We start from the raw sequence: 15,417 nt of genomic DNA on the forward strand, positions 1-15,417 counted from the left end.
CGTCCCTGTATTCGAAAAGGGAGTTCGCCTCGAGTATTCAAAACCATGCAGGACAAACGCCTGGCTGTCGTAGAAGAAATTGAACGTATCAGGCAAAAACGCTGCCCGGTTCTGGTGGGAACCCCTTCTGTCGAAGCCTCGGAATCATTGGGTGATTTATTGGCGATGAAAGCAATTCCGCACCAGATTCTGAACGCCAAATATCACGCGCAGGAAGCGGATATCGTGAAAGTGGCCGGCGAACCTGCACGGGTCACGATTGCCACCAATATGGCAGGCCGCGGGACCGACATCCTGCTGAAAGATCTGGTGCGCGAAAATGGAGGCTTGCATGTGATTGCGACTGAGATGCATACTTCGGCGCGGATTGATCGTCAGTTGATTGGCCGTTCTGCACGGCAGGGAGATCCCGGACACTATCAGTTTTTTCTCTCGCTGGAAGATGAATTATTGCGTTGTCTGGAGTTGAAACAGCTCAAGAAAATTATTGAATCTGCCAAAGCCGACGAGAAAGGCGAGCTGTCTCCGAGCTGGATTTCCTTCTTTAACGGTACGCAGAAATTTCTCGAAAAACTGCATCACAAACAACGCCGTGACATGTTGAAACAGGAAAAACACCGGATTGAAATGTTTCACAAAATGGGCCTCGACCCCTATCTGGAATGGACGGAATAATTCCGTTTACCTCTGGCTTGGCTTCAGGAACCGCCCTTGCGCATTCTCCCGAGAGATCTGCTTTTCAATTTCCATTCCCAGATCAGACTCTTTCAGTTTGTTCAAGCTGGATTCCAGATAGAAAAAGGGAAAATACGAGCCGAAGAGAATCTGTTGATACGGAACCTGTTTCATCAGTTTCTCAATTCCTCCGACCCCTTCCAGCATGGCGATTTCGATGGTCAGGTTCGGGTTTTCGGTCAGTCTGGTCAGCTTCGCTCCACTCAGCGATTTCAATCCGTTGAGAATGGTGACCTGCAGTGGCGGGTTCTGTTTCATCAGATCGGGTAACGCGGCAAAGTTGACATCGTCGACTCTCATCAGGGGATGCTGCGTGCGATCGTCTTCCATCCGCATTGCGATCTGAATAAACAGCCCGCGCTCCGCCGCCATCGCAAACAGTTTCTTAACGTCCGGATCGCTGAGCTGATATCCATGGTAATTCGGATGCAGACGCAGGCCCGGCATCTGCCACTCTTCATGGCAGGCAATCACATCGTCTTCCCACCCGGGCAGTCGGGGGTTAATACTGCCGACGGGAATCAGTAAATCAGGGCCAGCCGTTCTGCACTCCGCTGCCAGCCGCTGGTTCACGGCACGAATATCTTTATGCAGCAGACCGTCAAAGCTGCCGGCGAATGCTTTTTCGATCTGATTCTGTTTCAGCTTTTTGACCAGTGATGCAGTTTCATCATTAGGCAGTCGTCTGAAAGGCCAGCGCGAGAGATACAGGTTCGAATCGATGATCATATTTTGATCCCCTTCTCTTTCAAAATGGGGGTCAACAGTCGTTTGAGATTACCACCCAGAATTAAACGTTTGGAAACTTCAGGAATGTCGGCGCCTTGAATTTTGGCGAGTTGAGAGGAGAAACTGCGGCCCCCGATATCGCTGCCATACAGCACACGGTCGGCACCGAGCGTTCGCACTGCCATTTCCGTGATCCCGGCGGTTGGATCCGATCCGCCGATGCCGGCATACACGTTGGGGCTGTCCTGAATCGCACGCAGTCCCAGTTCCCAGTCGCCGCCGATATGACCGGCGATCAGTGGGACCTTCGGATGTCGTTTCGCCATCAGCGCCAGATCACCGGGAGTGGATTCACCGATCAGATTTCCCCCCGATTTGAACCAGGTGTGCTGATAAATCAGTGCGTTTAATTCTGCAGCCCGTTTTATGATTGGATCAATAGCCGGATCGTTGCAGCGGGTGGCAACCCATAATTTCACGCCAATCATCGGGCCGTTTTTGACACACCGATCTAACTCTTGAATACTTTCGTTTACGTATTTCGCATTGAGATACACAAAACCAAACGCGCGATCGTGCCAGTGACTGATGGCCTGCATCACCTGATCATTCTGTTTGCGAAATTCGTCAGGCGTGGGGTCTACGGAAAATGGCCAGCCCATAAAAAAGATGAGTCGCTCCACGCCCATGCGGTCCGCATAACCCATCAACTGGGCAATGCGTTCGTCGACCGTTTTTCCTTCTACCCCGGACAGGTGGCAATGTAAGTCCCAAATCATGGTTGATTCTTTCAGCGATTTAATTTGATTCCGTGATGAGCTGCAATGTGGCTTGAGGCGGGCTGGCATAGTTTCGCCAGATCTGTTCTGTGCGTTGAAGCGCCGCACCATCGTGGACCAGACAACGATAACGGCTGATGTTGGGAGTTCCCGGTTCGATTTTCCAGTCGCCTAATACGCTGGGCGTAAACACCATATAAGGCATCGAGGGATGAATCCGCACCGGTTCGGGAAAACGAAAATTCGCAGGATGGCTCAGAATGGTAAAACCGCTCAATGCGTCCTCGTTCTCTTTCCTGCCAGACATATCACACCAGCGTGACCGGTCATGATTTCCGTTCTCACGTGTTTTTCCGTTCGAGGTCAAAAAGCGGCAGGTCTCTTTCGTCCAGCCACGACCGCCGCGAATGGCCATGCCTCCATAATGATATTGGGGGAGAATCAACGGGCTGTCCGAGGCACAACGGGCTTCCGAAGAAATGTCGTACAACCAGAATTCAGGCTGTGGTTCCGGTTGATTCCAGACGCGAATCGTCCACGTTTCCATTAAAGCCGCTTTTTCTTCGCTGCCGGTAAGATCGACGTGTTCCTGTTCCACTTTCAGTTCCGCGAAGACGGGGCCCTCCTGTTGTGAAATCAGTTTATGAAAACGCACGCGTCCTTTTTTACTTTTGATTTCCCAGAAATTCGTCTCGCGCCCTTCGAATTTGGCTTTGGTATAAGCAAGGAACTGTCCACTCTGGTGGGCATGATCGGGGGGAAATTCATCGGAAACAATTTTTCCACGCGGAGTCCAGATTGGATGAATATGCGCGCTGCGGCCATACAGCGGATCTAATGAATCCGGCGCAGGGATATGCTGGTAATTGTAATTCAAAACCGGATGTGTGCCGATGAAAAACTGATACACCTTGCCGGTGTCTTTGATCGAAACCGGGTTTTCGATTTTGTTTGTTCCCGCTTTGATTTCAAACACCCGTGTGACGCCGGCGGCCGTCTTGCCGGGCAGAATCCACCAGAGCCGGTTTGTTTTGTCTTTTCTGATTTCAATTTGAGCGGGAATCGCTTTTGTCTCGGACGCTGATTTCTCGATGAGATATACCGCTTCATGCGCAAATCCGGTTTCAGGCAGGTCTGCGAAAACGGGTTCATTTTCGATCGGCTGTTTGCCGGCGGTGATGGTTGCCTGACCCAGCGTGGGATCTACTGCGTGAAGAGTTCGCGGCATCCCGAGCAGGAAAAACAGCAAAACCGGAATCAGAATTTGAAAATAGCGCGAGAATAATTTCATCGGAGTCTCTCTGGAAGGGGCGAAGCTGCTTCCGCACGATCAGGAAAACGGACGCTCTCTATGCTAACCCCTTTTCGGAACCACTTGCAATATTCTGCCCGCCGATTATGCAAGATCGGCGGGAATGAGCGCTGACGCCTGCGTTCGCGATCAGGGGACCAGATAAAAAATCGGGCCATAGACGGGCTGACAAGGACAGACTTGAACCGGTGCGGCTGCGGGAGCGACTGCCGGGGCCGGCTTTGCAGTCGACTGCGGTGCGGTCTGTTGTACAGGAGTCGGCGCGGGTTCTGTTTTTCTTTCGACGACATTTTGCTTGAGTTCCGCTTCGCCCAGCGCATTACCGTCTGCCATCAGCACCGCCTGCGAGGTGAAGTTCCCAGATTTGGTCGCTTTGACGCGGGCATGGTACGTGCGTGATTCATTGGCTGCCAGTTGGTCAACCTTGAAGCTCAATTGACGTCCGGCCTGATGTTCGAGCCCCTCGGGCAGGTCCAGGTTCAGATTGACTGTATTCTGACTGATTGGTCCCTGATTTGTGACCACAAAATCAAGCGCATAGATTTCACCGGCGGTCACCATTTCCGGGCCTTTGATTTGCAGATCAAGGCGGGCTGCGGAAATCTCCGTGGAAGCGGCGACGTTGGAAGCCAGCGTGATATTCGAATTCGTTTTCACGCTTCCTTCCTGTTCCAGAAATACTTTGACCTGAAGCTCGCGTTCTTCATCGGGATCGAGCCGTGCGATTTTCCAGTGCAGATGATTCTGTTTGACTTCCGCGGGGGGCGAAAAATCAACCAGACTGGCGAGCGGCGAAAGTGTTTCATCCACGTGCACATTATAGGCAGGTAACGTGCCCCGGTTTTTTACCAGGATGGAATAGGTCAGCAGATTTTGTGCGGCTCCTGTCGTGGGAACCTGCTTCCGAATTTCGAGATTCAATCGCTCTTCCTGCGGGGGCGCGGATGCCTGTGTGAGCCGGTCAAGCTGGCTGCGGTCGGCGGGCTGCTCCTGACCGACCTGCACATGTTCTCCGCCGGGAAAACGCTCGTGATACAGCGTGGGGCGAATGAGTTGTTGTGTTTGAGAATCGGAGCGGGCCAGATCAATCAGTTTCCAGCTCTGATCAAACAGAAACCGGTCAGCCGGTTCAAGCTGACTTTGCATTTCAGGCAGAGTCCGATTTGCTTCTACGAAAAACTGCTGATCGATGTCCGGATCGAACATCTCTCTTTCGATGATTCTGATTTTTTGCACGCTCAGCACCAGCGAAGAGGCAGAAGCCGATTCCGGCGGCGGATTGAATTCCGGAAAACTGAGGGGTAATTCCGGTCGCGTCGGCTGTTCTTCACGAGTCGCGATTCCAGAGAAAAAATCGGCACGATCACCAAACGAGACCTGCAGCGGCTCGGTTCCAAATTCCACCAGTGGATACGGCGCGGAGGCTTCGATCTCGATGCGGGAATCGATGGGCGTCGAGTCAAGTGGAAAGGATATGATCTCTGGTTCCGATGCGACGATTTCTGCCGTGAGAGGTTCCTTGTTTCCGTCCGGTACTCCCAGCAGGAGGAGTGCCGTGAGGATAATGGCAAGGGCGCCGACCGCAGAGGCAAGTGACCATTCGGGATCTGTGCCGAACAGCGCTTTGATCTTCTGCACCCAGACCGGGGCATAATCTTCAAATTTGAATGACAGATCAAAATCTTCGATCTCGTCGTCGAGGTTCGGCGACTCCCAGTCCGATTCAAGCGGGGGTTCCGTTCCGGAATCCTCAAGCTCGCTCCGCCAGGCTGCTTCCGTCTCATATGCGGAAGACTCCGGTTCACGTCGATTCAAACTCGAGTTGTGGTTATCTGACTCGGGCATCGCAATATCAAGTCCGTTGAATTTTCTGGAAGCCGATCCTGGCAACGATTTTAGGAGCACGCGGGAGTAAAGATACGTAGTGCGTGAAAGTTAGCAAATACAGCCGTTAAAGGGAAGTGCGATTCAAATTCCTTCGCCAATGGGGTAGATTATTGTAAAGATAGATAGATATAGCAGACTGTGAAGAATTTGGTATCTTATTAGAAGTCAACATTGTCATAGTGAAGGCCGTCAGCTCAGAGGAACAGCAATATGCATTACATTGATCGTCGTACATTTATCAAGACCGCATCGGCAGGGCTGGTTGCCGCTCAGACTGGAATCAGTTTCAGTGCCGAGAAAGAGGCCCCCGTCCTGCTGCCGGCGAAAGTGGTCGACACGCATACCCATTTCTACGATCCCAGCCGCCCCGAAGGCGTTCCCTGGCCGACCAAAGGTTCTTCCCTCTACCGCACGGTTTTGCCAAAAGATTTTGTCGAATTGAAAAAGTACCAGCCTGTGAATGCGACGGTCATCGTCGAAGCCAGCAAACTGGTCGAAGACAACCAGTGGATTCTGGATCTCGTCAAAGACAATCCCGTGATCATCGGTTTTGTCGGACGCCTGACCCCCGGCGAGGACATGTTCCGCACGCATCTCAAACGCTTCGCCAAAAATCCGATCTACAAAGGGATTCGCATCAATTACGACCTGCTGCAGACCGGCCTGACGCAGAAGCAGTTTATCGATGACTTGAAGTTGATGGCCGACATGGGACTGCAGGTTGACCTGAATGGCGGCCCGGTCACACTGGACGGTGCCCGCCGTCTCGCGGAACAGGTGCCCGATTTGCGTATCGTCGTCGACCACATCGGCAACGTCGTCATCAAAGGGGACGAGATCGACCCGCAGTGGAAGACCTACATGGAAGCCCTCGCCGATCAGAAGCAGGTCTACATCAAGATCTCCGCGCTGGTCGAAGGTGCCTCCCGCCATCGCCCCGACAATGTCCCGTCCGACGTTGCCTATTACCGTCCGACGCTGGACGTGATCTGGAATCAGATCGGCGTCGACCGCATGATCTTCGGCAGCAACTGGCCCGTCTCCGAACGCGCCGCCGATTATGTCACGCTGCAGAAAATCCTCGTCGACTACCTGCAGGACAAAGGCCAGCCGGCGCTGGATAAAGTCTTCTGGAAAAATTCGAAACTCGCCTACCGCTGGGAAAAATATCCCGGCGAATAAAAGAAATATGAGCGGAATGGCGCTAGCCACCGGTTTTGAACCAGCATTCAACTTACGGGTAAACGTTCTACACCCGCTCAACATCCGCCACCAGTGCATCAACACTCCCACACTGAATAAACTCGCTCTTAACGCGATGGCACATTTTCGGAAACTGCTCCGTTGTGTGTCGCGCGCGAGAGAGCACCATCGTTTCAGGTGAAGAGCGCGAACACCTGCAATAGGAGCACCATAAAACCCGCTGGTTTTAGGCCGCTTTGAAAAACAGAGTCTCATAAAATCATGCGTATCGACACACATCTCCACACAGCCAGCACACACGAGCCAAGCCTTGCCTTCACGCGACCACATCCCACCACCATTTCGCCACACATCAAATTCCATTTTATCTTGACTCCCTCACGCCACTCGCGAAAATCCATTTAACAGCACAACAATCCAAACCGATGCGAAACGAAATGGACGTCAATCGTGTCAAAAGAAACAAAGGCGCTGCATGCCCTGCAAAACAGGGGCGATACCCACATGTCCGCGCGTCCTTCGAGAATCCTACCCGATATCCCCCGGACGGTCCCAGATAAACATCCCGCACCGAAACGCCGGACACGTCGTTTTATTTGCTACCACGAAAGACACGAAAAGCACGAAAGAAAAGTAGGGGTAGCCCTATGTGGCTACCCTCGGTGTCGGCGTTGTTTGTAAAATGACCGGCCCAACGTTTTTCCGGTTCCTTTGTAATCGTGTTACAAAGTTGAACCCCGCCAGGCGGGTCGGCACATGGACCGACCCCTACGAATGTTTGTTCGTGCTGTTGTTGTGAAATCGTTGGCGTTTTCTATGACCTCCTTTTCAACTCTCACCAGCGTTGGAATAAAATTCGACATTGACTGCCACACGATTGCTCAAACAACTTGTTTGGATGCCCCACGTCATTCGTAGGGGATGACCCATGTGTCATCCCGCCTGGTGACGCGCGATCTAAATCCACGCTCTGAATGGAACCAGAACCAGCGCCGAACGGCATCACACAAACAAAGTCGAGACAGCGGGCCGCCACACAGGGCGGCCCCTCCTTCTCGACTCACACCAGCGTTGGAATAAAATTCGACGTTGACTCCCACACGATTGCGCAAACAACCTGTTTGGATACCCCGACGTCATTCGTAGGGGATGACCTATGTGTCATCCCGCCTGGTGACGCGCGATCTAAATCCACGCTCTGAATGGAACCAGAACCAGCGCCGAACGGCATCACACAAACAAAGTCGAGACAGCGGGCCGCCACACAGGGCGGCCCCTACTTCTCGACTCACACCAGCAGGCCCCCGTTTTTCGCAGTCTTCTCCACGAACGGAAATTTCAACAGCCTCCTTTTTTTTGTACCGGTTTAAAAAGGTCGTCCTGATTTCGTTTGCTTCAAACAGGATGCGCCGTTATCGTCAGACTAACTCGTTTCGCTTCTGGAGTCTCTTTTTCATCGACGCGAATGGTGTAGTCGATGGTTATTCTCTCACTGTTTATCATCCAGGGTTTCTAATCCCGATAAACACAGAGATCACGACACACTGTTTATTGTGAGAGAGAAATTGTGAACAGCACAATCGCGGAGAAAAAGTTGCAAGGCACGGGCGGCGGAGATCTGAAACCGTTGCTCGGATTAACGCTGCTTATGATCGTCGTTCACGCTGCGATCGGTTTCAGCATTCCCTGGGGGACGGAAGTCGTTTGCAACGATGACTGGGCTTACAGCTGGGCGTGTCAGCAATGGTTTGAGCAGGGCACGTTGCGTCTGCACCCGTCTGCGATGGCCTGGGGACTGCCGCAGATCATTCTGGCAAATGGGGCGTGCCTGATCTCCGGGAATGACAGTGGCGAACTCTTGCGCTGGGTGGGCTGGGGCATCGGCATAACCTGCGTTTACGTGTTCTACGTCAGCCTGCGTCTATTTGGTGACTGCCCCTGGCGCCGCGCTGCGGGGAAGGCGGCTTTGCTGGCGGTGAATCCGCTGGTAGTGCCTCTCACATGGAGCTTCATGACCGACATGATGTTCCTGCTGTTGATCCTCGCGGCAGTCGCCATCATTGAACTAACCGGGCGCACCTCGAATCCACTGGTGCCGATTCTGGCGGGAATCGCCATCGGGCTCGTCACGCTGCAGCGCCAGTACGGTCTGGCATTACTGCTTGTATTTCTGGCACGGCCCATTGTCTGGCAACCGAAGCGAATCTGGGCGACTTTAGTCGGAGGCCTGGTTCCTTTTCTGTTTCTCGCTTTCGTGTGGCGCTGGCTCGATCAGGGGGGCGGCAACACCAGCGGACTGGGGCCGCGGATTGTGTTAATCTTCCAGACACTCTGGGATGCGCCGCTGGAGAGTGCGGCGAACTTTTGTTCCGCGTGGTTACAGGGGCTGGCGCTGATCAGTCTGTTCTGGCTGCCTTTTGAACTGATGTCGGCCCGTCGCTGGCAGCCCCGCATTCTCGTCGGCTGCGCGCTGGCGTTTCTTTTGTCCGAGATGAAACTGATCTTTTCGAACCCGGCGGAATTCGGCTTTGCCGCCCTGGATCGTATCACCTGGGCGCACTTTTATCATGTCGGGCTGATCGGTGAAGGGTTACATGATACGGCGATATTACATCTGGGGCGGCCCGGCGCGCCCGACATCGAAGGGGCCATCGTGCTGATCCACATTGTCTCACTCATCTCGGGAACGTTGATGCTGTCTCGGATTATCGCTGCCTTGCGCGAGGCGTTCCGGAATGGCGTCCGCGGTTTCCCTGCTTTGATCCCGGTTCCCCTGACGGCGTTTTTGCTGCTGTTGTCCGCTGTAGTGACCATCAGCGTGCTGAGTAAATTCTTTCTGTTTGATCGCTATTTACTGATTTGCGTTGCCCTTGCCGGTTTCATGTATCACGGGAAAATTCGCAGGAAACGTCTAATGCTTGTTTTTTATGTCGTATTTACGCTGATGCTGGCAGCGGTTTCTGTGGCGGGGACCATCGATTATTGGCGCTGGTCGGATGCACGCTTCAAGCTGATCGATCAGCTGATTGCCAACGGCGTCGATCCTGTCGACATTGATGGCGGCTACGGCTATCACGGCTTGAAAACCCCCGTGCGGATTACCGAAGATGGCAAAGTCGACACCGAATGGGAAACCTACTGGGCAGGAACCAGGAGACCGTATTATATCGAATTCAACTTTGGCGGAAGAGGGAGCCGCGAAATATCCCGCATGCCCTTTGAAAGCCCGCTGTACCAGCCAAAAGACTCCATGCTCCACTTAAACGTACCAACCTATCTCCCGCCACAAGGGGGAGAGCGTTGATTCGAATCAGTGATGTGTCGGGAAAATCAGGGGCGCTTGCGGGAACTGTTTTGAATACTTAATCACTGTTGGCAAGTGTAAAGACCGTACACACAGGTAACACACGTTCGGACACATGGGTCGACCCCTACGTTTTATGAATTGATTGCAGTTTCTGGAAGATGTGCGTTTGCTGGCAATGAGAGACATGAATTAAATAGAACATAGAGGTGAGCAACATGAATGTGTCTTTTACCAATTCACGCGAAGACATTTCTACTGCGAAACGCGTGGAGACGGATTGGTCGGCATTGAGCACGGGGCAACGTATCCGTTCAATTGAACTGGACGGATATGTGGTGATTCCGGATCTGTTGTCAGCCGAACAAATAGAATTAATTCGTGCGGAGTTAATGCGGCTGCCAGCGACTGGCACAGATTACAGCGAGCATCAGCGAGGGTTCAGCGGCGTCCAATGGACCGATTCGCCGACGGCAATTGATTGCCTTGCCAGCCATGATTGAGTTCCTGGAAACGCTGTTTGGCGACGAGTTGATCTGCACTTCCTGTGCTTATGCTGTCTCACAGCCGGGGCATCCGGGAATCGCCATTCATACCGACGCACAACCGTACGGTTCGAAAATTTTCGGTCTGGGAGCGAGTTCGCCGTGTCTTGTGCGTGTGTTGTATTACCTCGATGATTTGACGCCCGAACACAGCCCGTTCAAAGTCATTCCCGGTTCACATCTTTCACTGCATGCGGACGCCAATCCGTATCAACGCTACCTCTCTCATGACGATGAAGAGATGGTAACGTGTCGGGCTGGCTCGGCGGTGATCATCAATCAGAAAGTGTTCCACGCCAACTATCCCAATTTTAGTGATAGCGACCGTCATCTGTTAGCCATTGCGTATCGTCCGGCGTGGGCCGGCCCCATCGGTGATGTTCCCGATTACGATCTCGATCGCGTCAACACATTGCCAGCGCATGTCCGCCCGTATTTCCGTAGCTTGAATACGCGAAAGATCAATTATGATCTGCCGAATCGTCCCGACGAGATGTCCCGCCATGCACCGGGTATCAGCCCGCAGCGTTATGACCAACCGTGAAGCGGACCGTCAAAAGACGGCAATTTCTTTTCGGCAGATTCGTTACCCGTCGTTCTTAATAACTGTAGAGAGACTGGCGAATATGAGTCATCTTATAGTTTACTGCTGCCACGAAAGACACGAAAGAAATGTAGGGGTAGCCCTATGTGGCTACCCGTGGTATCGACGTTGATTATTTTTTTCATGTGCGGTGTTTGCTCTGGTCCCGTTGCACGAACAAAATGAACAGCTCGTCACCAGGCGGGTCGACACATAGATCGACCCCTACGTTTTATGATTTGATTGCAGTTTCTGGAAAGGGTGCGTTTGCTGACAATTCTTTTCGTGTGTTTTCGTGTCTTTCGTGGTAGAAAAAAAACGGCAGATAAAAGACGAGTTAGGTCTCTTATCTGCCGGTTCGAGACTACTTTGATTGTAAACCGGCGGTGTTCACCGCTTTCACTTGGTACTTGTACGTCTTCCCGTTTTCCGCGGTCTTATCCACGAATTCGAATTTCAGCAGAGGCAACACCGGCGTGTCGCCGTAGCTCATGTTCTGGAACAGGGGGCGGCCGAAGCGGTTGGTTGGTTTCTCGGGGAGTTGGCCGATCTGTTTGCCGTCGCGTTCGATCACGAATGATTGAATGCCGCTTTCGAAGTCGGTGGGAGCGGTCCAGGTGATCGTGCCGGTGGATGAATCGACTTTGACGTCGGTCGGTGCAGGGGGTGCTGTGGTATCGTTGACAGCGCCCGTTTTGACGAAGTCCAGCCAGGCCATCGCGACCGTTTTGTTTGGCAGCCAGACCGCCTTCGATTTATCTCCCTGATAATCGGCAAAAGGGACCGGCGTCTCTTCGCTGTTCACCGGTGCCAGCCAGCCGTCGCTCAGATTGACGTCCTTCAAAGCTTCGCCGACCTGATCGGGCAGTCGCATTTCCAGGCAGGCATTGAAGAAGGGGATCGCCAGATAACGCGAGTCGCCGGTTTCGTGGCCCGTTTTGGGATCGGGGGCAAAGCCGATCGGCGCGCCTTTGGCGCGGTAGTCTTCAAACATCGCCAGGCTGCCCGTCCAGGCGCGGCTGAAACGTTTGTTGTCTTTTTCTTTCAGGCCGGGATTGGCCATCATGGGAATTTTCATCGCTGCTTCCGGAATGGTGGGCGCGGTAATTTCGTCATTGGTCCAGTAACCATAGGCGGTGCCCGACTGAAACCAGATCGCGACAATCCGCTCGGGGTATTCCATCTGCATCAGGCTCGACCAGAACCCGCCGCCAGAATGACCCCACAGACACCAGGGCGCGGTGGCGACTTCGGGGTGACCTGACAGTTTCGCCAGTTTCTTCAGCGACTCAATAAACACTTTGTTCGAACCGTTCCGCGGATCACACCAGAGGCGGCAGTTCTGTTTCTCTGCCTGATGAAAGCTGGGGCCGAGCAGGGCACAGTTATTTTTTCTTGCCAGTTCCTGCCAGTGCAGATCGTGGGCGGCAGTCACACTGCCCGTGCAGGAGCCCGAACCACAGCCGTGCTGATGGACGATAATCCCACGGACCTGTTTGAGCCCTTCGGGAATCCAGAGCGTGTACGTCACGCCAATCTGCAGTTGTCCCTCTTTCGGATCGGTCGGCTGTTCGTAGGTCGTACTATAATAGGGGGGCTGAAACGAAGCCTCGACTTTCGGCAGCTCCAGCGGTGCGATCGTTTCTTCTGCAGTAACCGGGCAGACCACCGTCTGCATGAGGAACAGGGCGGCGAGGTAAATCAAAGCGGCGCGTGATTTCATGGTTGGGATCCAGTAATAAAAGGCCGGGGTGGGTTTCAGTTTCGATGGACATTCATGTTACGCAATGCTGCGTTTGCATGCCAGTTCGTGTTGCTTGATTCGAATGAGTTCCGGGAAAAGAAAAACAACAACATTTGCAGTCAAAAAAGGGACGGGAAGGAACCGGGGCTAACGCCCTTCGGCTAATAGGTCTTTCGGCTGTCGAAGTACCTGAAAATAAGATTAGCCGCACGGCGTTAGCCGCGGTTAAAACCGAGCTGGGTCAGGTTGCGGTTCTGGGAATCACATACAAAACCAATAAATAAACACGACCTGACGCCCTGCGGCTAATGGGAAACGTCTGCCGGTTTGTTGCGATTCATCCAGTAGAGCGGGACGCCGATCAGGACGGGGATGAGACCTAAGAGTGTCAGGCCGCGTGCATAATCGAGGCTGGAATACAGCATGTAGACCGAGGTCAGACAGAACAGGATGGGGGTCACCGGATAAAAGGGAACGCGAAAGGGACGCTCCAGTTGAGGCTGCTTGAACCGCAGGATGATCAGACTCAGGCCCGTCAATAAGAAGAAGATCCAGAAGAGAGGAGCCGACGCTGCGAGTAGAGTGTCAAAGCCGCCTCCGTATTGATTCCAGTTGATGATGTCCCATTGAATCAGCGTGAAGGGTAACTCCAGAATGCGTTGACCGGCATCGGTTCCGATGAGAACAATCATACAAACGGAGATCAGTCCCTGAATCAGCAGCGAGTAAATGGGGGCGTTGACGCGATAATTCCAGCGTGCCAGCATCGCGAAGAAGCGGTGGTCCATTCCCAGACGCACATTGACGCGTGAGCCTGTCAAAATCAGACCGTTGATGGCACCCAGGGAAGAGATCATAATCACGAGGCTGATGGCTGATTTCCCGGTTTTTCCCCAGACATTCTCCAGCAGGTCGGCTGCCGGAGCCTGTGATTTCAGGAGTCCTTCATAACCCAGTCCCCACAGGTAAGCCGCGTTAATGATCAGATAAATCGCCAGAATTCCGACCGCGCCGATCATCAGTGCCTTGGGAATATTTTTGCCCGGTTGTTTCACTTCGGCTGCGACAAACGCGGCATCGTTCCATCCGCCATAAGCGTACAGCACGAACACCATCGCCAGACCAAAATTCGCAGTCGAACCGGTATCATTGGAAATGACGGGCGTCGCGGGATCAGTGGGTTGCAGGCCGAGATACAGGCCGCAGAGTGCAATTGCCGCTAAGCCGACGACTTTCGCAAACGTGAGAATATTTTGCGCCCGTTTGCCGACCATCAGTCCCAGCAGGTTCAAACAGATCAAGACACAGACGGAGAAAGCGGCCAGATGCACGGACCACTCTTCTGAGACTCCCAGAAACGAAACCGCATACTGGGCGAACACGTAAGACATGATGCCGATATTACCCGGATTGATCGCCACAAACTGGGCCCAGCCGAACAGAAACCCGGTGCCGTTTCCATACGTCCGGGAGAGGAAGACATAGTCGCCTCCCGTTTCGGGAATCGCCGCCGCCAGTTCTGCATAACACAGCGCACCGGCCAGCATTAACAAACCGCCCAGGCACCAGATCGCCAGACCGGCTTCGATGGAACCGGCAAAGTTGAACACCATACTGGGAACTTTGAAGATCGAGACGCCAATCACGATTCCGATGATGATGTTGATGGTATCCCAGAGAGTCAGTTCTTTCTGGTAGCGTTCTGTCTGTTCCAGTACCGGCGCGGGTTGCTGTTGATCTGCGGGCATATATCAGTCGATTCCCAATAAGCCGGTTCTGAAGACGGTCAAGCAAGAGGATCAGGCGGGCGATGTTCCCACGAGGACAGCGACAGGCATGGTCCAGATATCCATACTGTTTTCTGCCGTGATGGTAAAGCCGGCGTCTTTCAGGAAACCGGCCGCATCAATCGGCTGGCAGTCGACAATATGCGGGAAGTGCTGGTGCATCCATTTGTACGTCTTTTCCAGAAAGCTGTCTTTGTCCCCCTCTTTGGGTAACGCCATTGAGACGACGCCCAGCCGACCGCCTGGTTTTAATACCCGTCTGATTTCCTGAAGCACTGTGGGGATGGTTTCCAGCGGAAAGAGTTCCAGGGTAAAACTCATGGAGACAACATCGAATGCCTGGTCGTCGAACGGCAGCGGAGGCGTAATTGCCACAGAGAGGTTCACGCGATCAGCAATACCCGCTTCGGTGACCCGTTTTTCGGATACTTTTTTCATGCCGTCAGAGATGTCAACGCCGTAAACGGAGCCTGTTTCACCCACTGCTTCGGCCAGGGAAACCAGCGAATGGCCGGTACCATAGCCGATTTCCAGTACGGTTTCCCCTGCGGAAATCGCCAGTGCTTTCAGCCCTTTTTCGCGGGCGACATGTTCGTTGGAGTCAGCCAGTAAGTCGTAGGAATGACTGATGCGATCATAAAAGGATTTAGTGAGTTTTTCATCGGAAGTACTCATGGATGCGTTCTCCGGAAGCTAAGGTGAGAGTGTAATCCCTCGGATTATAAAACGATCAAATCTCAGAGAGAAGCTAGAACGATCAAAACAATTTGAACTTCATCAATTTGCGAAAGCCAATTCCGGGATTCAGG

11 protein-coding genes and 1 pseudogene are annotated in these 15,417 nt (G+C 53.1%); 5 read left to right on the forward strand and 7 right to left on the reverse strand.

The window, feature by feature from the left end:
* A pseudogene (locus tag Q0294_RS08525) lies at window positions 1–675 on the forward strand (translocase); the annotation flags it as partial.
* A gap of 6 nt (window positions 676–681) precedes the next feature.
* Here Q0294_RS08525 and Q0294_RS08530 read toward each other — a convergent pair.
* The 4 genes from Q0294_RS08530 to Q0294_RS08545 all read right to left on the reverse strand — a co-directional run bounded on the left by Q0294_RS08530 (window position 682) and on the right by Q0294_RS08545 (window position 5,400).
* Window positions 682–1,464: an amidohydrolase family protein gene (locus tag Q0294_RS08530; protein WP_299463347.1), complete on the reverse strand. Its 783-nt coding sequence runs from the start codon at window positions 1,462–1,464 to the stop codon at window positions 682–684.
* A complete protein-coding gene (locus Q0294_RS08535; protein ID WP_299463350.1) occupies window positions 1,461–2,243 on the reverse strand; it encodes an amidohydrolase family protein in 783 nt (260 codons plus the stop codon). The genes Q0294_RS08530 and Q0294_RS08535 overlap by 4 nt, the downstream gene beginning before the upstream one ends.
* 19 nt (window positions 2,244–2,262) lie before the next feature.
* The gene (locus tag Q0294_RS08540) at window positions 2,263–3,534 is read right to left on the reverse strand and encodes a PmoA family protein (protein ID WP_299463353.1); all 1,272 of its coding nucleotides are present in this window, start codon (window positions 3,532–3,534) and stop codon (window positions 2,263–2,265) included.
* A gap of 150 nt (window positions 3,535–3,684) precedes the next feature.
* Complete coding sequence (locus Q0294_RS08545; RefSeq protein WP_299463356.1) at window positions 3,685–5,400, reverse strand: hypothetical protein; 1,716 nt, start codon at window positions 5,398–5,400, stop codon at window positions 3,685–3,687.
* 252 nt (window positions 5,401–5,652) lie between these two features.
* Between Q0294_RS08545 and Q0294_RS08550 the strand changes: the two genes are divergently transcribed.
* The 4 genes from Q0294_RS08550 to Q0294_RS08565 all read left to right on the forward strand — a co-directional run bounded on the left by Q0294_RS08550 (window position 5,653) and on the right by Q0294_RS08565 (window position 11,038).
* The gene (locus Q0294_RS08550) at window positions 5,653–6,624 is read left to right on the forward strand and encodes an amidohydrolase family protein (protein ID WP_299463359.1); all 972 of its coding nucleotides are present in this window, start codon (window positions 5,653–5,655) and stop codon (window positions 6,622–6,624) included.
* A 1,588-nt stretch (window positions 6,625–8,212) separates the two neighbouring features.
* Window positions 8,213–9,949 carry a hypothetical protein gene (locus tag Q0294_RS08555; RefSeq protein ID WP_299463362.1) on the forward strand — a complete coding sequence of 579 codons (1,737 nt, stop codon included), beginning with the start codon at window positions 8,213–8,215 and terminating at the stop codon, window positions 9,947–9,949.
* Between the two features lie 218 nt (window positions 9,950–10,167).
* Complete coding sequence (locus Q0294_RS08560; protein ID WP_299463365.1) at window positions 10,168–10,452, forward strand: hypothetical protein; 285 nt, start codon at window positions 10,168–10,170, stop codon at window positions 10,450–10,452.
* The gene (locus Q0294_RS08565) at window positions 10,445–11,038 is read left to right on the forward strand and encodes a phytanoyl-CoA dioxygenase family protein (protein ID WP_299463377.1); all 594 of its coding nucleotides are present in this window, start codon (window positions 10,445–10,447) and stop codon (window positions 11,036–11,038) included. The genes Q0294_RS08560 and Q0294_RS08565 overlap by 8 nt, the downstream gene beginning before the upstream one ends.
* 403 nt (window positions 11,039–11,441) lie before the next feature.
* On the opposite strand, the gene Q0294_RS08570 is transcribed toward Q0294_RS08565, so the two are convergent.
* The 3 genes from Q0294_RS08570 to Q0294_RS08580 all read right to left on the reverse strand — a co-directional run bounded on the left by Q0294_RS08570 (window position 11,442) and on the right by Q0294_RS08580 (window position 15,283).
* Window positions 11,442–12,800 (reverse strand): hypothetical protein, encoded by a 1,359-nt coding sequence (locus Q0294_RS08570; RefSeq protein WP_299463368.1) that lies wholly within the window; start codon window positions 12,798–12,800, stop codon window positions 11,442–11,444.
* 326 nt (window positions 12,801–13,126) lie between these two features.
* Window positions 13,127–14,569: an amino acid permease gene (locus Q0294_RS08575; protein ID WP_299463371.1), complete on the reverse strand. Its 1,443-nt coding sequence runs from the start codon at window positions 14,567–14,569 to the stop codon at window positions 13,127–13,129.
* A 51-nt stretch (window positions 14,570–14,620) separates the two neighbouring features.
* Window positions 14,621–15,283: a class I SAM-dependent methyltransferase gene (locus Q0294_RS08580; protein ID WP_299463374.1), complete on the reverse strand. Its 663-nt coding sequence runs from the start codon at window positions 15,281–15,283 to the stop codon at window positions 14,621–14,623.
* Window positions 15,284–15,417 lie beyond the last annotated feature (134 nt).

Origin of the sequence: uncultured Gimesia sp., assembly GCF_937919775.1 — a bacterium.
Classification (GTDB): domain Bacteria; phylum Planctomycetota; class Planctomycetia; order Planctomycetales; family Planctomycetaceae; genus Gimesia.